The 22,416-nt window shown below is 68.1% G+C and carries 21 protein-coding genes; 17 read left to right on the forward strand and 4 right to left on the reverse strand.

Translation table 11 applies throughout. From position 1 onward, the window contains the following. Positions 1-200 precede the first annotated feature (200 nt). Positions 201-1,556 carry an NAD(P)/FAD-dependent oxidoreductase gene (locus ACILRF_RS00385; RefSeq protein WP_395670276.1) on the reverse strand — a complete coding sequence of 452 codons (1,356 nt, stop codon included), beginning with the start codon at positions 1,554-1,556 and terminating at the stop codon, positions 201-203. A gap of 423 nt (positions 1,557-1,979) precedes the next feature. Between ACILRF_RS00385 and ACILRF_RS00390 the strand changes: the two genes are divergently transcribed. The 5 genes from ACILRF_RS00390 to ACILRF_RS00410 all read left to right on the forward strand — a co-directional run bounded on the left by ACILRF_RS00390 (position 1,980) and on the right by ACILRF_RS00410 (position 9,289). Beyond that, complete coding sequence (locus tag ACILRF_RS00390; RefSeq protein ID WP_395670277.1) at positions 1,980-3,446, forward strand: flavin monoamine oxidase family protein; 1,467 nt, start codon at positions 1,980-1,982, stop codon at positions 3,444-3,446. 25 nt (positions 3,447-3,471) lie between these two features. Continuing rightward, positions 3,472-3,867, forward strand: a complete 396-nt coding sequence (locus ACILRF_RS00395) for a hypothetical protein (RefSeq protein ID WP_395670278.1) — start codon at positions 3,472-3,474, stop codon at positions 3,865-3,867. A 41-nt stretch (positions 3,868-3,908) separates the two neighbouring features. Then, complete coding sequence (locus ACILRF_RS00400) at positions 3,909-5,579, forward strand: carboxylesterase/lipase family protein (RefSeq protein ID WP_395670279.1); 1,671 nt, start codon at positions 3,909-3,911, stop codon at positions 5,577-5,579. Between the two features lie 35 nt (positions 5,580-5,614). Continuing rightward, the gene (locus tag ACILRF_RS00405) at positions 5,615-6,910 is read left to right on the forward strand and encodes a spinster family MFS transporter (RefSeq protein ID WP_395670280.1); all 1,296 of its coding nucleotides are present in this window, start codon (positions 5,615-5,617) and stop codon (positions 6,908-6,910) included. 249 nt (positions 6,911-7,159) lie between these two features. Next, positions 7,160-9,289, forward strand: a complete 2,130-nt coding sequence (locus ACILRF_RS00410) for a TonB-dependent receptor (protein WP_395670281.1) — start codon at positions 7,160-7,162, stop codon at positions 9,287-9,289. A 43-nt stretch (positions 9,290-9,332) separates the two neighbouring features. On the opposite strand, the gene ACILRF_RS00415 is transcribed toward ACILRF_RS00410, so the two are convergent. Then, the gene (locus ACILRF_RS00415) at positions 9,333-10,082 is read right to left on the reverse strand and encodes a TetR/AcrR family transcriptional regulator (RefSeq protein WP_395670282.1); all 750 of its coding nucleotides are present in this window, start codon (positions 10,080-10,082) and stop codon (positions 9,333-9,335) included. A 136-nt stretch (positions 10,083-10,218) separates the two neighbouring features. On the opposite strand from ACILRF_RS00415, the gene ACILRF_RS00420 reads away from it, so the two are divergent. The 3 genes from ACILRF_RS00420 to ACILRF_RS00430 all read left to right on the forward strand — a co-directional run bounded on the left by ACILRF_RS00420 (position 10,219) and on the right by ACILRF_RS00430 (position 12,043). After that, positions 10,219-10,668 (forward strand): hypothetical protein, encoded by a 450-nt coding sequence (locus ACILRF_RS00420; protein ID WP_395670283.1) that lies wholly within the window; start codon positions 10,219-10,221, stop codon positions 10,666-10,668. 138 nt (positions 10,669-10,806) lie between these two features. After that, on the forward strand, positions 10,807-11,316 hold the full coding sequence (locus tag ACILRF_RS00425; protein WP_395670284.1) for a hypothetical protein: 510 nt from the start codon (positions 10,807-10,809) through the stop codon (positions 11,314-11,316). 340 nt (positions 11,317-11,656) lie between these two features. Continuing rightward, positions 11,657-12,043 (forward strand): NUDIX domain-containing protein, encoded by a 387-nt coding sequence (locus ACILRF_RS00430; protein WP_395670285.1) that lies wholly within the window; start codon positions 11,657-11,659, stop codon positions 12,041-12,043. 44 nt (positions 12,044-12,087) lie between these two features. Here the strand turns inward: ACILRF_RS00430 and ACILRF_RS00435 are convergent, their stop codons facing one another. After that, the gene (locus tag ACILRF_RS00435) at positions 12,088-12,861 is read right to left on the reverse strand and encodes an AAA family ATPase (protein WP_395670286.1); all 774 of its coding nucleotides are present in this window, start codon (positions 12,859-12,861) and stop codon (positions 12,088-12,090) included. A gap of 277 nt (positions 12,862-13,138) precedes the next feature. Here ACILRF_RS00435 and ACILRF_RS00440 point away from each other — a divergent pair, with 277 nt between their 5' ends. Next, positions 13,139-13,339, forward strand: coding sequence for a hypothetical protein (locus ACILRF_RS00440; RefSeq protein WP_395670287.1), 201 nt, complete (start codon positions 13,139-13,141; stop codon positions 13,337-13,339). 813 nt (positions 13,340-14,152) lie between these two features. Here ACILRF_RS00440 and ACILRF_RS00445 read toward each other — a convergent pair. After that, positions 14,153-14,494, reverse strand: coding sequence for a hypothetical protein (locus ACILRF_RS00445; RefSeq protein ID WP_395670288.1), 342 nt, complete (start codon positions 14,492-14,494; stop codon positions 14,153-14,155). A 301-nt stretch (positions 14,495-14,795) separates the two neighbouring features. Between ACILRF_RS00445 and ccoN the strand changes: the two genes are divergently transcribed. Genes ccoN through ccoS form a run of 8 tightly spaced genes read left to right on the forward strand, consistent with a single transcriptional unit; the run spans position 14,796 to position 22,407 of the window. Further along, complete coding sequence (ccoN, locus tag ACILRF_RS00450) at positions 14,796-16,280, forward strand: cytochrome-c oxidase, cbb3-type subunit I (RefSeq protein WP_395670316.1); 1,485 nt, start codon at positions 14,796-14,798, stop codon at positions 16,278-16,280. Between the two features lie 11 nt (positions 16,281-16,291). Then, on the forward strand, positions 16,292-17,029 hold the full coding sequence (gene ccoO, locus ACILRF_RS00455) for a cytochrome-c oxidase, cbb3-type subunit II (RefSeq protein ID WP_395670289.1): 738 nt from the start codon (positions 16,292-16,294) through the stop codon (positions 17,027-17,029). Continuing rightward, the gene (locus tag ACILRF_RS00460; protein WP_395670290.1) at positions 17,026-17,199 is read left to right on the forward strand and encodes a cbb3-type cytochrome c oxidase subunit 3; all 174 of its coding nucleotides are present in this window, start codon (positions 17,026-17,028) and stop codon (positions 17,197-17,199) included. Before ccoO ends, ACILRF_RS00460 begins: the two co-directional genes overlap by 4 nt. After that, on the forward strand, positions 17,192-18,100 hold the full coding sequence (gene ccoP / locus ACILRF_RS00465) for a cytochrome-c oxidase, cbb3-type subunit III (RefSeq protein WP_395670291.1): 909 nt from the start codon (positions 17,192-17,194) through the stop codon (positions 18,098-18,100). Before ACILRF_RS00460 ends, ccoP begins: the two co-directional genes overlap by 8 nt. Next, the gene (gene ccoG, locus ACILRF_RS00470) at positions 18,097-19,596 is read left to right on the forward strand and encodes a cytochrome c oxidase accessory protein CcoG (RefSeq protein ID WP_395670292.1); all 1,500 of its coding nucleotides are present in this window, start codon (positions 18,097-18,099) and stop codon (positions 19,594-19,596) included. Before ccoP ends, ccoG begins: the two co-directional genes overlap by 4 nt. Next, positions 19,593-20,087, forward strand: a complete 495-nt coding sequence (locus ACILRF_RS00475) for a FixH family protein (protein ID WP_395670293.1) — start codon at positions 19,593-19,595, stop codon at positions 20,085-20,087. Before ccoG ends, ACILRF_RS00475 begins: the two co-directional genes overlap by 4 nt. Next, complete coding sequence (locus ACILRF_RS00480) at positions 20,078-22,249, forward strand: heavy metal translocating P-type ATPase (RefSeq protein ID WP_395670294.1); 2,172 nt, start codon at positions 20,078-20,080, stop codon at positions 22,247-22,249. Before ACILRF_RS00475 ends, ACILRF_RS00480 begins: the two co-directional genes overlap by 10 nt. Beyond that, a complete protein-coding gene (gene ccoS, locus ACILRF_RS00485) occupies positions 22,249-22,407 on the forward strand; it encodes a cbb3-type cytochrome oxidase assembly protein CcoS (RefSeq protein ID WP_395670295.1) in 159 nt (52 codons plus the stop codon). The genes ACILRF_RS00480 and ccoS overlap by 1 nt, the downstream gene beginning before the upstream one ends. The last annotated feature ends 9 nt before the right edge of the window (positions 22,408-22,416 follow it).

Below are 22,416 nucleotides of genomic sequence, written 5' to 3' on the forward strand. Positions count from 1 at the left end.
CAATCTAGCTTCGCGAACACTCAAATGATCTCGATTGCAGGGCGGAGCGCGGCCTTTAGAGCACTTTCCAATCCACAGCGTAAATCCAAAGGGATTTTGGCCAAGTCTAATGTTCTGATCCGCTGTGGTGACCGGAGAGCGGGCCTTCCGAACGTCGCCTGTGGGTGGTTTGCGGACGTGTGGACGTCGCTCGTAAGCCGTCAGCCCCAAACGGCGGCGGACGTGGAGTCGACCCCCGCCGACTTGGCGCTGGACGCTGCGGATGGGGAAGCTGAGGGCCCGGTAGCAGCAGATTCAGCCGAAGGCGCGTTCGCCGGCTCTGTGATCAGGCGGGCGCGTCGACCGAAGGTGACGTAATCCCAGGCCCAGCTGAACGCCACAGAGATGCGATTGCGCAAGCCAATCAAAAAGTAGACGTGCGCCAAGCTCCAGAAAATCCACGCTCCGAACCCCTTCAGCTGCAGCCGCCCAAGGTTCACGACGGCAGCCTGCCTGCCGATGGTGGCGAGGTCGCCCTGATGCCTGTACCGGAACGGCGGCGGTGCGGCCTTGCCCGCCGCTCGCGCCTTGATGAGCGCGCCAACGTAGCGCCCCATCTGCTTGGCCGCTGGCGCGACCCCCGGGACTGGGGTCCCCAAGTCGCTCCGGATCGACGCGGTGTCACCAATGACGAAGACTTCAGGCAATCCTGGCGCCGAGAGGTCCGGCATCACCAGGACCCGGCCAGCCCTGTCGCGCTCCGCCTGCAGCCAGTCGGCGGCCGCCGATGCGGCCACGCCGGCCGCCCATATGGCCGCGCCGCAGGGGATGGCGCGGCCATTGAGAACGACAAAGCGCGGTCCGATCTCGGTGACCGGCGCTCCGAGGAAGACCTCAACGCCGCGCCGTTCCAGCGCGTGGCGCGTGTAGTCGCTCAGGGGCTCCGGAAAGGCGGCGAGCAGCCGCGAGCCAGCTTCGATCAACAGCACACGCGCTCGCCTCGGATCCACGTCACGGAAATCTGGCGGCAGCGCCTCTCGCGCCATGTCGGCGATCGCGCCGGCCAGTTCGACACCGGTGGGACCTCCGCCCACGACGACGAAGGTCGTCAGGCGCTCCCGCTCCTGCGGGTCTCCCGCAAGTTCCGCCAGCTCGAACGCCGTCAGAATGCGGCGCCGGATTTCTGTCGCGTCCTCGATGCGCTTCAAGCCCGGCGCGTGCGGCGCCCACTCCTCGTGGCCGAAGTAGGCGTGGGTCGCCCCGGTGGCGAGCACCAGCTGGTCATAGCGGAAGTCGCCACCGTTGGTGCGCACCACGCGCGCCGCAGTATCGACCGCCGTGACATGCGCCATCACAACGCGAAGGTTGAGCTGTCGCGACAGGATCGCGCGGATAGGCCAGGCAACGTCCGCTGGACTGAGGGTTGCTGTGGCGACCTGGTAGAGCAGCGGCTGAAAGCAGTGGTGGTTCTGCCGGTCGATCAACGTCACCTCGACGGGAGCACGCTCCAAGGCCCTTGCTGTCTCGAGCCCGCCAAAGCCGCCTCCGACGATCACCACACGCGGCGGTGTAGCCATGGCATTCTCCAGTCTCAGGAGGGCAACTGCCGCAGTTTACGCCAGTTCCGAGACCGACCTTAAGCGAAGGGCAGAAGCTGGCGACCCCCAGCTGCGACCGCCGGAGCGGGGTCGATCCCCTGAGAGCCAGCGCAATGACGAAGGTCCGCCGTGGGTCGAGTGCGAACTCTGCTGCCGAGCCCCGAAGCAGATCTTCGCGATCACGCCCCTTTTTGCGCGCCTGGCCGCCCCCATCCTGATTCATCTTCTCCCGCTCAGTCGCACCGCCGTCAGGGCGCGAGAAATCTCACCACCTCCCTCGATGCACCGCATCGCCCACTCCGCGAGATTTCGGACACATGTCCGGAATGTGTTGCGCGGCCAGGAAATCCCGGCGTAGCTTGAGCCTCAGCGAAAGTGATCTTGAGGGAGGGCGTTGTGGTCATGAGAGACTTCGATCGACGTTCGTTTACGCGACTGGCGACGTTGGGGCTGCTGGCGGCCGCAACCGGTGGGCTCGCCGGCTGTGAGCGCAAGGCCAAAGCCCCCGCCGACTCCGCGGACGCGGCAGGCGAGGGTTCGCGCCTCGGCCAGACCCTTCTGAAGCACTTCGCGCAAGGAGCCACGGGCGGGGCGGCCAAGCCGACCAGGGTGATCATCGTCGGAGCCGGGTCGGCGGGGCTGGCCGCGGCGCGGGTCCTTTCGGACTCGGGCGTCGAGGTGACCGTGCTCGAGGCGCGCGACCGCCTGGGCGGACGCACCTGGACCGCTAACGTGCATGGCGCCGTCATCGACATGAACGGGGGGATGATCCAGGACGCCGAGATCAATCCGCTGGTCGGCGTCTACCGCGACATGAATTGGGCGACCAAGCCCGCGCCGTCGCCCGTCGACATGCACGTCAACGTCTATGACGCCATGACGAAATCGAGCCTGAACGAGGTTCAGAAGCTCAACCTCGTGCGGCACCAACGCGGCCTTGCCGCCCCCAAGGCGTCGCCGACGAACGCCGCGGACGACTACCCCATCGAGCAGTGGACGCGGGAATACTTCGACAACAGCGGCCTGAAGGGCGCCGAGCGCCGGATGATCGAGGCGATGCTGCGCACTGGGTCATCCACAGACGGGCGCGACAAGTCGATGCGCTGGCGCAGCGAGCTTCCCAAACACGGCGGGGAAGACCTGCTGCCGGTCGGCGGCTTCGTCGGAATGATCAACGCTCTGGCCGACGGGCTGGACGTGAAGCTCGGCCATGCCGTCACGAAGGTCAGCTTCGAAGGGGACAAGGCCTCGGTGACCGCAAACGGCCAGACCTTCACCGGCAGTCACGTCCTACTCACCGCTCCCGCCGGAAGCCTGAAGGCCGGGGGCGTGCAGTTCGATCCGCCGCTACCTCCCGAGAAGCAGGCGGCCATCCGGGACACTGGCATGGCGCTGATGGAGAAATTCGCGATGGCGTTCGCGAAGCCGCTGCCGGACAACTTCACCACGCGCGTGTTCTACGATGGTCGTGATGGCCGGCGTCTCACCTTCCAGAACGTCTCCAAGAACGCCGGCCAGCCGCTCGCGCAGTGCTACGTCCACACCGACTACATCTCGCAATTCGTGCGCCACGTGCGCGACGAGCGGCAGAGAATCGTGCTCGCCGCCCTCCGGGAAATGCTCGGCGATCCGGGGCTGAGCCCGATCGAGACCCTGCAGTCCGACTGGACCGACAGCCCCTATTCCCGCGGCGCCTACAGCTACATCAAGGTCCACAAGGGCCCCGAGGTGATCAACGCGCTCGCCGCGCCGCTCAACGGCGGGCGCCTGCTGTTCGCGGGCGAGGCCACGGACGTCAACCGCCATTCGTACGTCGATGGCGCTGTGGCGTCAGGCGTCCGTGAGGCGCGCCGCATCCTCAACACCTGAACCAAAGACCGACCGGGGCCAGCTCATGAAAATCCTCAAGACGGCGGCGCTTTACATCGTCCCGCTGATCTCGATCCTCATCTTCGGCTACTACGCCACCCTGGCAGGCGGCGGAGAGGCCTGGGCCACGAAGCACGGCATCCATGCCGAGATCGGGCAGAACTACCGGCTTGTGAACTCCGTCACGCTACTCGGCTGGGTCGCCACGCTGGCGCTGCTGGTGTTGCGGAAGCCCTTGACGGCCTGCCTCCCGGCGGCGTTTGCGACCGGCTACCTGGTCTGCGACATCGTCTTCTACATCCCCATGGCGCGGGTGGCCGGCGAGCCCTTCCCCTTCGACCAATTCGTCGTGGCTGCGATCCAGGCGGTCTGGGTGCTGCTGCTGTTCCGCAGCGCCTCGCGCGAGGCCGAGCTCCGCTGAAGGCGGAGTGACCCGACAAGTAGCACATCTGGAGAAACGGCATGTCCAATCCAGCCGAGAAGCGACCGTCCTCAGCGCGACCGTGGCTCGTCCTTCCGGGCCTTCTCGCCGGGGCGGCGGCGGCACTTTCCGTTGGCGGCGTGGACGCGGCGCTCGCCCAGACCCCCGCGCGCACCTCCGCGCCGGTGGCGGCGAGCCTGGGTCCGATCGTCGACACCAGCTCCGGCCGAATCCAAGGGCGGCCGGCCGATGCGGAAGGCGTCCTGTCGTTCCTCGGCGTCCGCTACGCCGAGCCGCCGATCGGGGCCTTGCGGTTCATGCCCCCGGTGCTCGCATTTGCGCGGCCGGGCGTGACGCCAGCCACGGAGTTCGGCGCAATCTCGGCGCAGATTGATGACGAAGGCGGCACGGTCGCCAGCAACGGCCAGAGCGAGGACAGCCTGTCGCTGAACATCTGGACCCCCGCCCTCACCGGCAAGCGGCCGGTGATGGTGTGGATCCATGGCGGCGGCAACTGGCAGGGATCCAGCAAAAGCGCCGACGGCGCCGACCTGGTGAAGACCGGCGACGTGGTCGTGGTGAGCATCAACTATCGCCTCGGCGTCTTCGGCTTCTTGGATGTCTCGTCCGTGGCCGGGCCGCAGTATCAGCCCAGCGTAAACAACGGCCTGCGCGACCAGCTGATGGCGCTCGAGTGGGTCAAGCGGAACATCGCCAGGTTCGGCGGCGATCCGGACAATGTCACCGTCTTCGGCAACTCGGCCGGAGGAACGAACATCAGCGCGCTCCTCGCCACCGAGGCGCCGGAGCGGTCGTTCCGCCGGGCGATCCTCCAGAGCGGCTTCGCCGGCAGCACCAAGAGCCGCAAGCACGCCGCCGACTTCGCCGCGAGTTTCTTCGCCAAGGGCGGGATCCGCACGCGCGAAGAGCTGATGGCCAAGAGCGCAGACGAGTTGATCGCCATTGAGAAAGCGACCCTTGCCGACCTGCGCGAGATCGAACGGGACGGATCGTTCCAGCCGACCGCCGATGGCGTGCTGGTGCCCGACTTCTCCCAACGCCGGCTCGAGGCGGGCAGCGCCCGCAGCATCGACCTGCTCCTCGGCTACACGAAGAACGAACTGCGGTTCTACCCCTTGCTCGACCCGGCGATGGGCAAGCTGAAGGCCGCCGAGATGCCGGTGCTGCGCGACCTGCCGAAAGCCAAGCAGGACGAGCTAGTCGCCCTCTATGGCAAGAGCCGTCCCGGCGACACGGAGACCGAGCTGGCGCTCGATATCGCCGGCGACCTCGTCTTCCGCATGCCCGCCGTGCGGATGGCCGAGGCTCAGCTCCGCTACAACCCTGACGTCTACCTTTATTCCTTCGACTGGGTGGCGGCCGACCCAAAGCTGGGTGCGCCCCACGCGATCGAACATTCCTTCGTCTGGGGCTTCAAACCCGGCGCCGGGGCGCGGGCGGCGGCGCCGAACGACACGGCCCGGCGGGCGCAGGCCGAGCGGCTCTCTGACCTGGTGCAGCAGTACTGGACGTCCTTCGCACGCAGCGGAACGCCGCAGGCGAAGAGCGGCGCCTGGCCTCGCTACACCGCCGAGCGCCGCGAGACGATGGTCTTCAACGCCGAAGCCCGGGTGGTCGCGGATCCGGCGGCGGAAGAGCGCAAGGCTTACGACGGCATGACGTTCGACCGGCAGAGGCCGGGAGAGCGCTGAGGTCCTTAGGGCGAAGGCAAGGCGAGGGCAGCGGTATGACGCGCGTCGAGGAAACACTCGGAGCCGGGGGCAAGAGCGGCCTCGCCTACAGCTACCTGGTGGCCTGGCTCCTGGCGGTCGTCTACACGCTCAACTTCCTGGATCGGCAGATCGTCGCCATTCTGGCGGAGCCGATCCGCAAGGACCTGAACCTCACCGACACCCAGCTCGGACTGCTCGGAGGCATCGCCTTCGCAGCCTTCTATACGACCTTCGGCCTCCCGGTCGCTTGGCTGGCCGACCGCGCCAAGCGGGTCTGGATCATCTCGGGCGCCTGCGCGCTGTGGAGCCTGTTCACCGCCCTCTGCGGCACGGCGACGAACTTTGTGCAACTCGCGCTGTTCCGAATGGGCGTCGGGATCGGCGAGGCCGGCGGCTCGCCGCCCTCCTACTCCCTGATCAGCGACTACTTCCCGCCGGAGAAGCGCGGCACGGCCCTGGCCATCTACTCGCTGGGCGTGCCGGCCGGCTCGATGCTGGGGGCGTTCGCCGCCGGCCGCATCGCCGAGGCGCATGGCTGGCGCACGGCCTTCTTCGCCATGGGCGTTCCGGGCATCATCCTCGGCGTCGTCCTGCTGCTGGTGATCCGCGAGCCGAAGCGCGGAGCGTACGACGTCCCCGGCGCCGCGAACGATGAACCGGCGCCGCCCCTGTTGCAAGCAATCAGCGGATTTTTCCGCCAGCGGACCTTGACCCTGACGGCGATCTCCAGCGGCCTCAGCGCCTTCGTGGGCTATGCGGGGCTGGCCTGGAACGCGCCGTACCTGATCCGAGCCAAGGGCATGACCCTGGTGGAGGTCGCCAACTACTACTCCATCGTGCTCGGGATCACGGGGATGGTCGGCACCATCGCCGCCGGATGGCTGGTCGACCGACTCGCGCCCCGTGATCGGCGGTGGTTCGCCTGGGTGCCGGCCATAGCCTTCACCATCACCTTGCCGTTCTGGTTCGGTATCGTCTGGGCGCCGACGTGGCCGATCGCCCTGGCGTTCATCGCCATACCCTGCCTGCTGAACAACATGTTCCTCGCTCCGGCTCTGGCGGTGGTCCAGAATGCGGCCAAACCCGCTCAACGCACTATCTCAGGCGCATTGCTGCTCTTCGTGATGAACCTGATCGGACTGGGCCTCGGGCCGGTCTACGTTGGCCGCATCTCGGATATGGCGAAGGCGGAATACGGCGCGCAGTCGCTTAGCGTCGGCTTCCTGGCCCTGATTCCGATGGTCGTCCTCACCATCGCCTGCCACCTGGCGACAGCCAGTTCCATCCGCAAAGACCAGCGGAAGGGCTGAACGCCCGCTAGAGGCTAAGCTTCGTCGCGTTCCAGAGCCGGCAGGCAGGCGTGCGGGACTTCCAAATTCGGACGCTTGTCAAAAAACGGTCAATCGACCAAAATGCTCCCAACATTAGAGGGGGGAGCCATGAAAATGGTCATCAACACACGAGCGGCTCGACTGCTTCTGTCGACGGCGATCGCCACGGCCTGGGGAACCACGGCGCTTGCGCAATCGGCGAACGACGCGTCCATTTCTGAGATTGTCGTGACCGCGAACCGCAGGGCCGAGACGGTCCTGGAGGCGCCGCTCAGCATCACGGCTGTCAGCGCCGAAGCGTTGCAGGAGAAGGCTGCGACCAGCTTCTTCGACTACGCCTCGGCAGTGCCGAACCTGTCGTTCGGCAACACCAGCTATGGCGTGAACTCACGCACCATCGCCCTGCGTGGCATCGCGGGCGGCGGCACGACGGGCCTCTACATCGACGAGACGCCGGTTCCGGAGTCGCTCGACCCGAAGATCTTCGACGTCGAGCGCATCGAAGTGCTGCGCGGACCGCAGGGAACCCTTTACGGCGCCAGGTCGATGGGCGGTACGGTGCGCCTGATCACGGTCCAGCCGAGCACGAGCGAAGTGTCAGGGCGCCTGCACGCCAGCGTCTCCGACACGGCCTATGCGCCCAAGCCGAACTTCCAGGTCGACGGCGCGTACAACATCCCGTTGTCGGACACCCTTGCCCTGCGTGTGTCGGGCATCCGTGAGTATACCGCCGGCTATTTCGAGCGCGCCTATCCCGATGCCAACGGCGGCCTCACGACAGTTGACGGCGTGGGCGCCCTGACGACGTCCGGCCTGTCGGTCGCGGCCCTTTTCAAGCCGAGCGACAGCCTCTCGATCACCCCGCGCCTGATCTACCAGAAGAACAGCTACAAGGGGTTCCCCTTCGGCGACGTGGCCGTTCCGGACCCTCTCGCGCCGGTGCCGCTGGTTCCAAGTTCGCTGACCAACCTGCGCGAGTTCGACATTCCGGAGTCGGCGAAGGACAAGTTCCTGCTGGCGTCCGCCGAAATCCGCCTGGAGCGCGCGTTCGGCACGTTCACCTCCGCGACGAGCTATTTCGACCGCACGGCCTCCAACGTCGAGGACAACTCGCTGGCGCTTTCGGGGGCGCTCGGTCTGCCGATCGCCCGCGCCGTGATCGCCAACGACGAAGACGGCAAGCAATTCACCCAGGAGTTCCGCTTCTCGTCGGACTTCGAGGGGCCCTTCCAACTCGTGGCGGGCCTCTACTACAACCATACCAAGGGCTTCGAGGTGTTTCCGCCGACCGTGGTGGCGGAACTCGCGGAGTTCGGCCTCGACACCAATGTCTATTCCGGCCAGTTCCGCGATAGCTCCAAGGAGTATGCGGCCTACGCCGAGGGCACGCTGAACGTCACGCAGCGCCTTTCGCTGACGGCCGGCGCCCGCTTGTTCGAGACGAAGACCGAGGCCCAGACGACGACCGACGGGCTGGCGGTCGGCGGCCTGCAGGTCGGACCTGTTCGGAAGCATAAGGAGAACGGTATCAATCCCAAGTTCTCCGCCAAGTACGAGCTCACCGATTCCGCCCAGGTCTATGCGACGGCCGCGAAGGGTTACCGGCCGGGCGGCAGCCAGGCTCCGTTGACCGCCCCGTCCTGCGCGGCCGACCTCGCGCGACTCGGGATCACGCCGGAGGACACCGCGACCTTCAAATCGGACTCCGTCTGGAGCTATGAGGTCGGAGCCAAGGGCCGTGCCTTCGACAACCGCGTCAGCGCCGCGGCTGCGGTGTTCCGGATCGACTGGAGTGATATCCCGCAGACGATCACCCTGCCTTGCGGTTTCCTGTTCCGCGACAATGCCGGCAAGGCCCGCAGCCAGGGGGTTGAACTCGAGTTCGACGCCCACCCGGTCGATGGGCTGAGCCTCGGCCTTGGCTTCGGCTATACGGATGCGAAGATCACCAAGACCCTCGAGGGCGGAAGCCTGCGCGCGGGTGATCGCATCCAGCAGGTGCCAAGGTACACGCTCACCGCGTCGGCCGGCTACGACTGGCCGGTGACGGAGCGGATCGAAGGGTTCGTGAACGCGGACTACAAGTATGTGTCGAACAGCATCTCGACCGTGAACTCCATCCGCGACCCGGCCACCGGCAGCCTCGCCCCGCGCTTCCGGCCGTCTTACGACATCGTCGGTGCGCGGGCCGGCGTGCGGTTCGACAACGTCGAGCTCGCGGTCTTCGGGAAGAACCTGACGAACGAGATCGCCAGCCTTTCCGACGTCGTCTCGCTGGGCGCGGAAGCGCCTGGGCGGGCGCGGGTTTCGATCAACCAGCCGCGAACGATCGGTGTCGAAGCGCGCCTGACCTTCTGACGGGCTGAAGGTCGCCGGGCGAGCAGGCCCGGCGACCGGTCACTTACCGGGGCCGGGGCTGGAGAAGGAAGGCTGGAGGTCCGGAGATCTCGGCAGGCGCTTCAGCCCACGCCGTGCGAAGACTTGCGAGCTCCGCCGGCGTCACCGTCGTGATGACATCGAACAGGCCCCGAAGCGCCATGGCCGCCAGATCCGGCATCTTCCCGGCGTAAGGCCGACCGTACCCGGCGAAGATCGCGGAGCCTTCCACGAAGCAGGCCACGAAGACGACGACCGTCTCGAGGTCCTCCTCATTCTGCAGGGTGGGGTTCAGGCGCTGCAACAGGCGTCGGGCCGGCGCCCGCGCCTTGTAGTAGAACTCGTGAAGTCGGGCCGAGAGCTCCGGGTCGTGGTTCGCCAGCGCCCACAGCTCCGGGAACAGGTGCGTGGTCTGAAACGACTGGATGTCCCGCAGGACGTTGAACAGACCGGCCTTGAACCTGGTCTCGTCGTCGAGATCCAGCACATCCAGGGTCCGCGCGGCGCGGTCTTCATAGGACGCCAGGACCGCATCCAGCAGCCCCTTCAAAAGGGAGTCCTTGCTCGGGAAATGATAATGCAACCGGCCTAGGCTGAAGCCGCTTTCCGCCGCCACCCGGCGGAGGGTCAGGGCTGGGTAGCCCTCTTGTGTCAGGACGCGCAACGTCGCGTTCAGAATCTGCTCCACGGTGCTGGCCGTACGCGCATAGGTCCCGGGGCGGGGCTTCACCTTCAGGGATTCCGTTTCGCCCATGCCTTCTCCGACCCGCTGCATCTCCCAGTCCTAGCGCGGTTTGCCGAGCGACGGCGCCGAAACTTGACGTTTGTCCTGAACTCGGGCGGCGTGATCGGAACCGTGAGGCCACGCCGACTCGTCCGGCGGCGAAGCTACGCGGCAGAAGGGATGAGAGATGATCGAAGCCGCGCCGCGCGTCGTCCCCCACCGTCAGCATGACTACATTCTTGGGGACTGGGAGGTCCGGCGAGCGGGCGATCGGGTAGCCACCGCGCGTTTCCAGCTGGCGGCGGACGGCCGCGCGATCCTCCATACGTGGACGCCGGCCACTGCGGGGGGGCACGCCGGCGTCGCAATTCTGAGCTACTGCGAGGGGGAGCAGAACTGGCAGTACTTCTGGGCTGGCAACAGTGGCGACCCCGTCCACTATCGGGGTGAACAGCAGCGGCCGGGCCACATCGCCTATCGGCGCAGGACGACGCGGAACGGCGAAGAGGGTCTGAGCCGCTTCGGCTTCGAACTGCTCGCAAACGGGCATATCCGAGAGCTGGGCGAGGCCTCCTGGGACGGCGGCGCCACCTGGGCGGTCGAGTACGATCTCCTCCTGACGAGACCTGGGGTCTAGGAGAAATCGCTGGCTTGCCAAAATCTGGTCGATCGTCCAATTTGCGTCTCAGCAGAGGGGAGGACGGCCATGCGGACTGAAGATATCGCCGATGACGCGGGCATTTTGAGCGCGGCCCGCAGAATGTCGGGCCGTCGAATGGTTTCGCTTTTGGCCCCGATGGCGAGCCTCTTCGTCGCCTGGTCCGCTCATGCGCAGAGCGGGACCGACCCTGCGTGCCAGACGCCTGAGTTCCGCCAGCACGACTACATCCTCGGGACATGGGACGTGCGTCGCGGGGAGGACAAGGTCGCCACCGCTCGGTTCGAACGCGCGGCGAACGGGTGCGCAATCCTGCACACCTGGATGCCGGTCAAGCCCGGCGGGAACACCGGCGTGGCCGTGCTCAGCTACTCGAAGGCTGAGAACAACTGGCAGTACTATTGGGCGGGAAACACCGGCTCGACGCTTCACTTCAAGGGCGCGGCTGAAAAGCCGGGGCACGTGCGATACCAGCGCGCCGCCGTGCGGGACGGCGTCGAGCGGCTCAGCCGCTTCGGCTTCGAACTCATGCCGAACGGGCAGGTCCGAGAGCTGAACGAGACCTCGACCGACGGCGGCGCGACCTGGACCACGACCGCCGATCTCTCACTGACCAAGGCGCCCTGAGGCCTAGCTCTGGGCCGACCGAGCCGTGACGATGTCCGTGGGTAGGTAAGGTGCGGCGAGCGCCAACCTTACTGGCCGTACGCGGTCCTGCCCTTTGAGTGGTTTGGCTCTACTGTTTCCTTGCTTGCAGCACCAGTGGGGGATGAAAACTCACGGCTTGGAGCTGGACCCGCTTCCGTAGGGGGCGACAGCCGGAACCGTCCGGAGGCGACACATCAGCGACCGTTCAACGGCTTCAGTAGGAGCGGGGGCAGGGATCCGCTGGCTCAGGCGCCTGGCCGATCTGCTGCGGCCGATAGCCTATCTCTACTGGCGGGTCGCCAAGGGAAAGGTCCTGGGGGTGCGCGCGATCGCTCAGAACGAAGACGGCCGAATATTGCTTGTGGAGCACACCTATCGTGGGGGCTGGTGGCTGCCGGGTGGCGGCGTGGAGCCTCGCGAAAGCGTCTTCGGCGCGGTGGAGCGGGAGTTGCGGGAGGAGGCCGGCGTGACGCTTGCGGAGCCGCCTCGGCTGCTGTCGCTGCATACCCACCGCGAGGCGCTCGCGGACGACCACATCGCGGTGTTCTTCGCGCACATCGGCAGCGTCCGGCCGGTGGCGAGCCGTGAGATCCGCCGGGTTGAGCTGTTCGCTGTCGAGAGCTTGCCTTGGGCGCAGATCGACCGCGGCTGTGCGCGCCGGTTGCGGGAGTTCCTGGAAGGAGAGGCCCCGACCCCGCAATGGTAGGGCCGCTCCAAGCACGCTCGCCGATATGAATCGGCTCTTTGGACTTAGGCGAATTCCCAGGACAGTGCGGAGGACGCTGTGACAAGCCCCAGCGTCGAGCTGCCCCAGGTATCCTCCATTCCGCCCTGAGCGTTCGACGCCGCCGCGCGTTCGCTAAGTGCGGGGTGGTCTTTGCGGGCCGGCCCCCGCGACGTCAGCTCGCCGGCCTCCACGAGCAGTCGCTGAAGGTCGACGGCCGCCTCGGAGCCGGGAGCAAACTCGGTGACCCCCATCCGCTCGATGGCGGCCTGCTGATAGGACAGACGGCTACGGATCTTCGTCGTCGCCACCGGCAGGCGGCCGAACTCCAGCGCCTGCAGAGCACGGCGAGTGACGCCCGCCTCGACACCGTTCCGGGCCGAGGGGCACTGGTTCAGGACGATCAGCCCGTCCCGATGATGTCTGCGGACGAGCTGGACCGTTTCCTCGATCGCCGCGAGGTCGAGCGCCGAGGGGCGGGAGACCACCAGGCACAGGTCGGAGATCTCGACCGCCTTGACGACGTCGTTCGCGGGCGACGGCGGGGTGTCGAGGATGAGCAGGTCGCACCGGTTGCGGTGACAAGCGTCACGCACCGCCTTCAGCTTGCGCGCGCTCGTTTCGACCAGGATCGAGCCCGCGTCGCGCCGGCCGCCGAGCACGACCGCGGCGGAGCGCAGCGGGTCGATATCGGCGACGACAGCCTTGAGGCCGGCCTGCTGGGCCGCGACGCCCAGGCTGACCGCCAGGGTGGTCTTGCCGGCGCCGCCCTTGCGGGACAAAACCGCGATGGTCTTCATTTTTCCGCCCCGTCCTCCCGCCTCACGCCAAATCCGTGGGGAGGACCCGAACCCTCATTCAGCGAGCGCCCGGCGGCGGGCGACACCGGGCAAGACGTCGCTGCGTCAGCTCGCCGCGTGGGCGGCGTTTGGGAGCCTTCGAGGCTCCTGGGTTACGCCATACGAGGCCGGCCGCGCGCAGTCGCGGGCGGAGCCGCCCATCCTGTGGATCGTTCGCCTTTGTGCATGGTGAGCGATGCCTACCTGTGGGACGCTCGGGCGTTGCGGGAGAGTCCCCATGTCCGACGCCACCTATGTCTCCTTCGTCCCCAAGGCCCACCGCGGCAGGCTGCGCGAAGCGCTACAGGGCGAAGACACCGGCGAGGTCACCTGGCGCGAGCGCAAGGTCTTCGCGGGCAGCGAGTTCTATTTCTCCGGGCCGCCGAGAACCGTACGCAAGACGCACGAGTTCGTCACCTACTGGCTGACGCGGCAATAGCCTGGCGTTCGTGTGGTCGGGGCCGGCAGGCGTCGCCTCGGACCGAGCCTCGGCACCGTCGGTGAAATGGTGCGGACGCAGAGGCCAGCGGCCATCTGATGCTGCCGATCGTCGCCTCGGCGAGTCGCGTTCTAAAAATGGCGGTGGCGCGACGTGCCGTGTCTACGGCGACGCCTGCCCAGCGAACTCCGATGGCGCTGAGAGGTCCCAGCCCTACGCGCCCAGCGTTGGCGGGAGCTCAATGGTTTCGACTCCATCCCAGTAAGGGAAGCGTTCAAACGGGCGAGCTGTACCGAGCTTTTTCACGTTGCTAGTGACGAACACCGGCGCCATCGCGGGGACGCTCGGCGATCCGCGCACCTACGGGGTGACTCTCAAGGCCAATTATTGACGCGCGACCGCAGGCCGGATCAGGACAACGCAGCCTGGTCCGGCTTGCGACGACCGACGTTGAGCATATGTCCCACAAACAGAACCGCGCGGGCGCATGCGAGACGTCGGCGCTCGTCTTGCTGCTGCTGCCCGCGATTTGCGCTCATCTGGAGGACAACTGCAGGCTCGGAGCTTAGAGCCGTTCCGGGTCGGAAGCGGACGTCGGCTTGTCGTCTAGCACGAGACCCTCAACCGCCCTGTGATCGTTGTAGCGAAGACGAGCGCCCGGCGGTCCTGGCCGCCCCTCAAGCCGCTAACCGGCCGGCCGAGACGCCTCGTTCTCGCACGGCAGGACGCCCACCCGCCGTGCGCCTCGCCAAACCTCCACAGACGGTGTCGCGGCGTCGCACATTGCGTGCGCTCGATCTCGCGCACCGGCCGTCAGCTGCTTCGATCCACTCGCCGGACACGATGCGTCCGGCCGGATTCAGCTTGTAAACGCGGTAGGTCGGCATGTGCGGACAGATAGAAGAGCGGCGGTCCGTCACAATGCGACCGTAGGAAGCTTGGCCGAGCGGCCGCGACGAAGGCGGTGAGCGCGGCCAGCCCCAGGCCGGCGGCGGCGTAGCACCAGGCGCAGTGCGCGCTGTCGCCGCCGCAGATTTCCCCCAGGGACGCCATGTGATCGCCCGCGAGGTCGAGCGACAGGCCGGCGCTGGCCAGCAGGGTGAGGCCAAGCAGCGCCGACATCGCCCGCTCAGCGCGATTGAGATGTGCCGACATGCGCGACCCCTTGCCGTTGTGGGGCCTTGTTGCGGCAATCGTGACCGGGGGTCGTTGACCGATATCAAGGCCCCGGGGCAGGCGGCGCGGCATGGAAGCGGACAGTCTTCAACCGCTGTCCGGACCCATGACCCAGGCGCTCGCAAATCAGGAGGAGATGTCGTTCGACGTCATCCTCCTCTACACGCTCACCGGGCTGCTTGCTCTGGGCTCGATCCTGGCGACGGCGCTGACGCCGGACCCGTCGTTCCGCTTCCACGGCTATGTGGCCATCGCCGCCTTCGTCACCGCCTTCCTGGTGATGTCGGTGGGCCTGGGATCGGGCCGCTTCCGCACCGACACCTCGCGCTACGCCGACGGGGTGATCCGGGCCGGGGTGATCGCCACCATGTTCTGGGCGGTCGCCGGCCTCGCCGCCGGGGTGTTCGTCGCCGCCCAGCTCGCCTGGCCGAACCAGCTCTATTTCCCTGAGGCCGGCTGGCTGAACTTCGGCCGGCTACGGCCGCTGCACACCAGCGCGGTGATCTTCGCGTTCGGCGGCAACGCCCTGATCGCCACGTCCTTCTACGTCGTCCAGCGCACCTGCAAGGCGCGGCTGGCGGGCGGGGCCTGGCCGTGGTTCGTGTTCTGGGGCTACCAGCTGTTCATCGTCCTGGCGGCCACCGGCTACATGGCCGGCATCACCCAGTCAAAGGAGTACGCCGAGCCCGAGTGGTACGTGGACCTGTGGCTGACGATCGTCTGGGTCGCCTATCTGCTGGTCTTCCTCGGCACGATCTGGAAGCGCCGCGAGCGCCACATCTACGTCGCCAACTGGTTCTACCTGGCGTTCATCGTCACCATCGCCCTGCTGCACGTCGTCAATAACCTGGCGATGCCCGTCGGGCCGCTGGAGGCCAAGAGCTACTCGGCCTTCGCCGGGGTGCAGGACGCCCTGACCCAATGGTGGTACGGGCACAACGCCGTCGGCTTCTTCCTCACCGCCGGCTTCCTGGCGATGATGTACTACTTCGTGCCCAAGCGCGCGGAGCGGCCGGTCTATTCCTACCGACTGTCCATCGTCCACTTCTGGTCGCTGATCTTCATCTACATCTGGGCCGGTCCGCACCACCTGCACTTCACGGCCCTGCCGCAGTGGGCCCAGACGCTGGGGATGACCTTCTCGATCATGCTGTGGATGCCGTCCTGGGGCGGCATGATCAACGGCCTGATGACCCTCTCGGGGGCCTGGGACAAGGTCCGCACCGACCCGGTGATCCGGATGATGGTGGTGGCCATCGCCTTCTACGGCATGGCGACCTTCGAAGGTCCGCTGATGAGTGTCCGGGCCGTGAACGCCCTCTCGCACTACACCGACTGGACCATCGGCCACGTCCATTCCGGCGCGCTCGGCTGGAACGGCTTCATCACCTTCGCCTGCATCTACTGCATGGTCCCGTGGCTCTGGAAGAAGGAGCGGCTGTACTCCAACGCGCTCGTCGAGTGGCACTTCTGGATCGCGACCACTGGGGTGCTGCTCTACATCTCCTCGATGTGGGTCTCCGGGATCATGGAAGGCCTGATGTGGCGCGAGTACACGCCGCAAGGCTACCTCGCGAACGCCTTCGTCGAGACCGTCGCGGCCAAGCACATCCCCAACATCATCCGCACTGTCGGCGGCCTCATGTTCCTCGGCGGCGCGCTGATCATGTCCTACAACCTGTGGCGTACGATCCGCATGCCCAGCGCCGTCAAGGCGCTCGGAACTCCGGTCGCGCCCGTCCCCGCCCTCGCGGCGGCTGAGTAAGGGCCGCGCCCATGTGGAAGAAGCACCAGACCCTCGAGAAGAACTCGATCTGGCTCGTGATCGGCATCATCCTGGTGGTGTCGATCGGCGGCCTCGTGGAGATCTCGCCGCTTTTCTATCTGGAGAGCACGATCGAGAAGGTGGACGGCGTCCGCCCCTACACCCCGCTCGAACAGACCGGCCGCGACATCTACGTCCGCGAAGGCTGCTACGTCTGCCACTCACAGATGGTCCGCCCGCTGCGCGACGAGGTCGAACGCTACGGCCACTACAGCCTGGCGGCCGAGAGCATGTACGACCACCCATTCCAGTGGGGCTCGAAGCGCACCGGGCCCGACCTCGCCCGGGTCGGCGGCAAGTACTCCGACGATTGGCACCGCGACCACCTGGTCGACCCACGCTCGGTGGTGCCGGAATCGAACATGCCGCCCTACCGCTTCCTGGCGGAAAGGGACCTCGACTACCGGGCCATCGAGGCGCGGCTGGTCGCCCTGAAGCGGGTCGGGGTCCCCTACACCAAGGTGCAGATTCAGAATGCGAAGCTCGACCTCGAGACCCAGGTCGACCCCTTCGCCGGCGAGCAGTCGGGTCTGAAGAAGCGCTACGGCGTGAAGATCGCGCAGCGTGACTTCGACGGAAATCCCGAGCGCCTGACCGAGCTCGACGCTCTGGTGGCGTACCTGCAGATGCTCGGCACGACGGTCGATTTCCGGTCCTACAAGGCGGAAGACGCGGAGAACCTGCGATGAGCGGCCTGACCTACGAGGCGGCCGCCCGCTTCGCCCAGCAGGGCGGCACGATCTACTTCGTGGCCGTCTTCCTGGCCGGCCTGATCTACGCGCTGTGGCCCAAGAACAAGGCGGCGTTCCAGCGCCTCGCCCACCTGCCGCTCGAGAACGACGAGACCGACCATGTCTGAGCGCGAAACCGACGACCACACTGGCGTCGAGACCACGGGCCACGAGTGGGACGGCATCAAGGAGCTCGACAACCCCCTCCCGCGCTGGTGGCTGTGGGTTTTCTGGGGCTCGGTGCTCTGGGCCGTGGTCTACTGGGTGCTGATGCCCGCCTGGCCGGGGAACAGCGGCTACACCAAGGGCCTGCGAGGGGAGTCCGACCGGGCCAACGTTTCGCGTGAGCTTGCAAGGCTCGAGGCCGTGCGTGGCCAGGCGGGCGCCAAGCTGAAGTCGGTCAGCCTGCAGCAGATCGAGCAAAGTCCCGAGCTCCAGGCCCTGGCGCTGCAGGTCGGCCAGTCGGTGTTCGGCGACAACTGCGCGACCTGCCACGGCGCGGGCGGGGCGGGGGCCAAGGGCTATCCCAACCTGCGCGACGACGTCTGGCTCTACGGCGGGTCGCTGGACGAGATCCATCGCACCATCCGGGTCGGCGTCCGCTCCGGCCACGCCCAGGCCCTCGGCGCCACGGTCATGCCGGCCTTCGGCCGTGACCAGATGCTGAACGCCGCCCAGATCCGCGACCTGACCGAATACGTTGTGGCCCTGTCGGGGCGGAAGGCTGATCTGGCCGCCGCCGGCCGCGCCGGCCTGCTGTTCGCCGAGCAATGCGCCGCCTGCCACGGGCCGGCGGGGCAGGGGATCGCGGCCATGGGCGCCCCGAACCTGACCGACGCCGACTGGCTCTACGGCGCCGACCGCGAGGCCATCGGCGCCCAGATCTGGAACGGCCGCAACGGCGTCATGCCGACCTGGGAAGCGCGGTTCAGCCCCGAGACGCTCAAGGCGCTCGCCGTCTACATCCACGCCAACGCCGGCGGCGGCGAGGAAGAGGTGGCCGCGATCGGAGGCGCGCCGACGCCATGACCGTGGTCATCGATTGCGTGTCGCAGAACCGGGCGGCCGAGACCACGGGTCCGGTGTCGCCCGCGGCCCGGCTGCGGAAGAAGGGTGGGGCCGGCGGCCTCTACGCACCGCGCACGCCGATCTATCCGAAGCTGGTCCGCGGGCGGTGGCGGGCGATCAAGTGGGCGCTGCTCGCGCTCATGCTGGGCATCTACTACGTGACGCCCTGGATCCGCTGGGAGCGGCCCGGCGCCCTGCCGGACCAGGCGGTGCTGGTCGATTTCGAAGGCGCCCGCTTCTACCTGTTCGACATCCAGCTCTGGCCGCAGGAGGTGCACTTCATCACCGGCCTGCTGGTGATCTCGGCCCTGGCGCTGTTCCTGGCGACGGCGCTGTTCGGCCGGCTGTGGTGCGGTTACGCCTGCCCTCAGACGGTGTGGACGGACCTCTTCATCTACGTCGAGCGGCTGTTCGAAGGCGACCGAAACGCCCGCATGCGCCTCGCCGCCGCGCCGCTGTCGTTCGACAAGGCCTGGCGCAGGGCGGGCAAGCACCTGACCTGGCTCGCCATCGGCTTCGCGACCGGCGGGGCGTGGATCTTCTACTTCCACGACGCCCCGACCTTGATCCAGCAGTACTGGGTCGGCCAGGCGCCGGCCACGGCCTACATCTTCTCCGTGCTGCTGACCGCCACGACCTATGTGTTCGCCGGCCACATGCGCGAGCAGGTCTGCATCTACATGTGCCCCTGGCCGCGCATCCAGGGCGCCATGCTCGACCACCATTCCCTGCAGGTCACCTACCGCTACGACCGCGGTGAGCCGCGCGGGGCGCACAAGAAGAGCGCTGGATGGGACGGGCGCGGCGACTGCATCGACTGCCAAGCCTGCGTCGTCGCTTGCCCGATGGGCATCGACATTCGCAACGGGCCGCAGCTCGAGTGCATCAACTGTGGCCTGTGCATCGACGCCTGCGACGAGATCATGACCCGCGTCGGCCGGCCGAAAGCCCTGATCGCCTACGACACCGACAGCGCCGTCACCGAGCGGGAGAAGGGCAACAGGCCGCGCTACAAGCTGCTGCGCCCGCGGACCGGCTACTATGCCGTCGCCCTCGTCCTGGTCAGCGCGCTGATGGCCTATGGCCTGGCGACCCGAACGAGCCTCGACCTCCATGCCCTGCGCGACCGCAACCCGACGTTCGTCCGGCTGCACGATGGGGCCGTGCGCAACGGCTATACGTTGAAGATCGCCAACCGCGGTTTCGAGCCGGCTGCGGTCGAGGTGCGCTTCAGCGGCGTTCCGGGCGTCCGGGTCCGCACGCCGGGCCGTCCGGCCGCTGGCGCGCTGCGCGTGATCCTGCCGCCCAACGAGGTGACGGCGGTCCGCGTCTTCGTCACCGCCCGCCCGGAGGCGCTCACCGCCGCCCGCCTGCCCGCCGCCTTCGAGGTGACGGGCCAGGGCCGCACGGTGCGCGCCAAGACCACCTTCCTCTCCGGAGCCGCGAACGAGCTATGAGCGCGACCACTCCCGCGGGCGTAAAGCCCGGCTTCCGCTTCACAGGCTGGCACATGCTGGCCGGGGTTGTGACCTTCTTCGCCGTCGTGATCGCCGTCGACGTGCTGTTCACGGTATTGGCCTTGCGCACCTTCCCCGGCCAGGTGTCTGTGACGCCCTACGAAGACGGGCTGCTCTACAACCAGCGCATCGCCCAACAGCGGGCCCAGGCTGCGCTCGGCTGGCGCGCCGCCGCGACCGCCAATGCGGGGGTCGTGACGCTCACCGTGCAGGACGCCGCGGGCAGCCCGATCCGAGGCCTAGACATCGCCGCGCGGCTGGAGCGCCCGGCCACCGAGGCGGGCCGCCTGACCCCGAAGTTCATCGAGACCGCGCCGGGCCGCTACGAGGCCGCGACCGGCCGGATCGCCGGGGCCTGGGACCTTACCGCCGAGGCGAGCGACACCGCGGGCCGCCGCTTCGTCGCCGAACGGAGGCTGACATGGCCCTGACCTATGAGGCCGCCGGCCGGCCGGACCTCTCCGCCTTCGTCCGCAAGGACGCCGCCGGGCAGGGCTCGGTCGACCTTCTGGTGCGCGGCGCACGCTGCGCCGCCTGCCTCGCCAAGATCGAGCGCGAGGTCCGCGCCGTGCCCGGCGTCGCCGAGGCGCGTTTGAACCTGACCTCCGGCAAGCTGACGGTCGGTTTCACGGGGTCCGCCGGCGATCCGGCGAGGGTGGTCGAGGCGCTGGACCGCCTCGGCTATCCCGCCACCCTCTACGACCCCGGCCAGGCCCAGGCGGCCCACGACCGCGAGGGCCGGGCGCTGATCCTCGCCATGGCGGTCGCCGCCTTCGGGGCGATGAACACGATGATGTTCTCTGTGCCGCTCTGGGCCGGGCTGTTCGGGCAGGAACTCGGCCCCGCCACGCGCACGGTTATGATGTGGCTCTCCGGCGCGGTCGGCGCCCCGTGCGCCTTCTACGCCGGGCTGCCATTCTTCCGCTCGGCGTGGCGGTCCTTGAAGGCTCGGCGCGCGAACATGGACGTGCCGATCTCCATCGGCGTGATCCTGACCCTGGCGATCAGCTTCTCAGAGACGGTGCTGAAGGGCCACGACGCCTATTTCGACGCCGCGGTCTCCCTGCTGTTCCTGCTGCTGATCGGCCGCTGGCTCGATCACCAGCTCCGTGCCCGCGCCCGCAGCGCCGCCGGCGATCTCCTGGCGCTCCAGGCCCCGGCCGCCAACCGGCTCGACGCCGCCGGGGCCGAGCGCTGCGTGCCGCTCAGCGAGCTGGCGCCGGGCGACGTCCTCGTCGTCCGTCCGGGCGAGCGGCTGCCGGTCGATGCGGTGATCCTCGACGGCGCGTCTGAGCTCGACACCGCCTTGCTGACCGGCGAGACGGCGCCCGCCGCGGCCGGACCCGGGGATCTCTGCCGGGCCGGGGCGATCAACCTGACCGGCCTGCTGCGGGTCCGCGTGGCCGCCCGCTCCGAGGATTCCGCCCTGGCCGCCATCGCCCGGCTGGTCGAGGCCGGCGCCCAGGCGCGTTCGCTCTACGTCCGCCTGGCCGACAAGGCGGCCGCCGTCTACGTGCCGGTGGTCCACACCGTCTCGGCCCTGACCTTCGTCGGCGGCTGGATGCTGGGCCTCGGCCCGCGCGAGGCGCTGATCCGAGCCGTGGCGGTGCTGATCGTCACCTGCCCCTGTGCGCTCGGGCTGGCGGTTCCCGCCGTGCAGATCACCGCCTCGGCGCGCCTTTTCCGGCGCGGCGTTCTGGTCAAGTCCGGCGCCGCCCTCGAACGGATGGCGGAGGTCGACCATGTCGTCTTCGACAAGACCGGCGTGCTGACCGAGGGGCGCCCGCAGTTGGTCGACGCGTCGCCCGCCCTCCTCGCCCTCGCCGCCCCATTGGCCCGCGCGTCGCGCCATCCGCTGGCCCGCGCCCTGGCCGCCGAGGCGGGGATCGGGCCGGTCGCCGATGACGCCTGCGAGCATGCCGGGCAGGGGGTGGAGGGCCTCATCGGCGGGCGCCGCGCGCGCCTCGGCCGCGCCGCCTTCGTCGGGGCGGGCGAGCACGCCGCCTCTGAGACCGAGCTGTGGTTCGGGTTCGAGGACGACATCAAGCTACGCGTTCGGTTCTCCGACGCCCTGCGCCGCGACGCGGCCGAGACCATCGGCGCCCTGCGCGCCCGCGGGCTGACCGTCGAGGTGCTGTCCGGCGACGCCCCCGCCGCCGTCGGCCGCGCCGCCGTCGAGGCGGGGATCGACGCTTGGCGCGGCGGCCTGACGCCCGAAGAGAAGGCGCAGGCGATCGACCGCCTCAAGGCTTCGGGCAGGAAGGTGTTGATGGTCGGCGACGGGCTCAACGACGCCGCCGCCCTGGCCCGCGCCCACGCCGCCATGGCTCCTGGCTCGGCGCTGGAAGCCAGCCAGAACGCCGCCGACCTCGTCTTCTCCGGCTGCGCCCTGAGCTCTGTGGTCGAGGCGCTTGACGTGGCCCGCTCGGCCCGCCGTCGGGCGCTGGAGAACTTCGGTTTCGCCGCGCTCTACAACCTCGCGGCCGCGCCGGCGGCGATGCTCGGCTTGATCAATCCGTTCATCGCAGCCCTGGCGATGTCGGGCTCGTCGCTGGTGGTGACGCTCAACGCCCTGCGGACGGGAGGCCGCTGATGGAGATCCTGTTGATCCTGGCGCCGTTCTCGGTCGGCCTTGGCCTGATGGCGGTGGGCGCCTTCTGGTGGACCCTGCGCGACGGCCAGTACGAGGATCCGGTCGGCGACGCCAACCGCATCCTGGTGGACGATCCCGAGGATCGGCCGGCGGTTTGATAGAGATCA

This window comes from Phenylobacterium sp., from assembly GCF_044236515.1.
GTDB lineage: Bacteria > Pseudomonadota > Alphaproteobacteria > Caulobacterales > Caulobacteraceae > Phenylobacterium.

Excerpts from the sequence above, each read along its gene's own strand:
- ACILRF_RS00385 (WP_395670276.1), bottom strand. The coding sequence starts at position 1,556 with ATGGCTACACCGCCGCGTGTGGTGATCGTCGGAGGCGGCTTTGGCGGG.
- ACILRF_RS00390 (WP_395670277.1), top strand. The coding sequence starts at position 1,980 with ATGAGAGACTTCGATCGACGTTCGTTTACGCGACTGGCGACGTTGGGG.
- ACILRF_RS00395 (WP_395670278.1), top strand. The coding sequence starts at position 3,472 with ATGAAAATCCTCAAGACGGCGGCGCTTTACATCGTCCCGCTGATCTCG.
- ACILRF_RS00400 (WP_395670279.1), top strand. The coding sequence starts at position 3,909 with ATGTCCAATCCAGCCGAGAAGCGACCGTCCTCAGCGCGACCGTGGCTC.
- ACILRF_RS00405 (WP_395670280.1), top strand. The coding sequence starts at position 5,615 with ATGACGCGCGTCGAGGAAACACTCGGAGCCGGGGGCAAGAGCGGCCTC.
- ACILRF_RS00415 (WP_395670282.1), bottom strand. The coding sequence starts at position 10,082 with ATGCAGCGGGTCGGAGAAGGCATGGGCGAAACGGAATCCCTGAAGGTG.
- ACILRF_RS00420 (WP_395670283.1), top strand. The coding sequence starts at position 10,219 with ATGATCGAAGCCGCGCCGCGCGTCGTCCCCCACCGTCAGCATGACTAC.
- ACILRF_RS00425 (WP_395670284.1), top strand. The coding sequence starts at position 10,807 with ATGGTTTCGCTTTTGGCCCCGATGGCGAGCCTCTTCGTCGCCTGGTCC.
- ACILRF_RS00435 (WP_395670286.1), bottom strand. The coding sequence starts at position 12,861 with ATGAAGACCATCGCGGTTTTGTCCCGCAAGGGCGGCGCCGGCAAGACC.
- ACILRF_RS00440 (WP_395670287.1), top strand. The coding sequence starts at position 13,139 with ATGTCCGACGCCACCTATGTCTCCTTCGTCCCCAAGGCCCACCGCGGC.
- ACILRF_RS00445 (WP_395670288.1), bottom strand. The coding sequence starts at position 14,494 with ATGTCGGCACATCTCAATCGCGCTGAGCGGGCGATGTCGGCGCTGCTT.
- ccoN (WP_395670316.1), top strand. The coding sequence starts at position 14,796 with ATGTCGGTGGGCCTGGGATCGGGCCGCTTCCGCACCGACACCTCGCGC.
- ccoO (WP_395670289.1), top strand. The coding sequence starts at position 16,292 with ATGTGGAAGAAGCACCAGACCCTCGAGAAGAACTCGATCTGGCTCGTG.
- ACILRF_RS00460 (WP_395670290.1), top strand. The coding sequence starts at position 17,026 with ATGAGCGGCCTGACCTACGAGGCGGCCGCCCGCTTCGCCCAGCAGGGC.
- ccoP (WP_395670291.1), top strand. The coding sequence starts at position 17,192 with ATGTCTGAGCGCGAAACCGACGACCACACTGGCGTCGAGACCACGGGC.
- ccoG (WP_395670292.1), top strand. The coding sequence starts at position 18,097 with ATGACCGTGGTCATCGATTGCGTGTCGCAGAACCGGGCGGCCGAGACC.
- ACILRF_RS00475 (WP_395670293.1), top strand. The coding sequence starts at position 19,593 with ATGAGCGCGACCACTCCCGCGGGCGTAAAGCCCGGCTTCCGCTTCACA.
- ACILRF_RS00480 (WP_395670294.1), top strand. The coding sequence starts at position 20,078 with ATGGCCCTGACCTATGAGGCCGCCGGCCGGCCGGACCTCTCCGCCTTC.
- ccoS (WP_395670295.1), top strand. The coding sequence starts at position 22,249 with ATGGAGATCCTGTTGATCCTGGCGCCGTTCTCGGTCGGCCTTGGCCTG.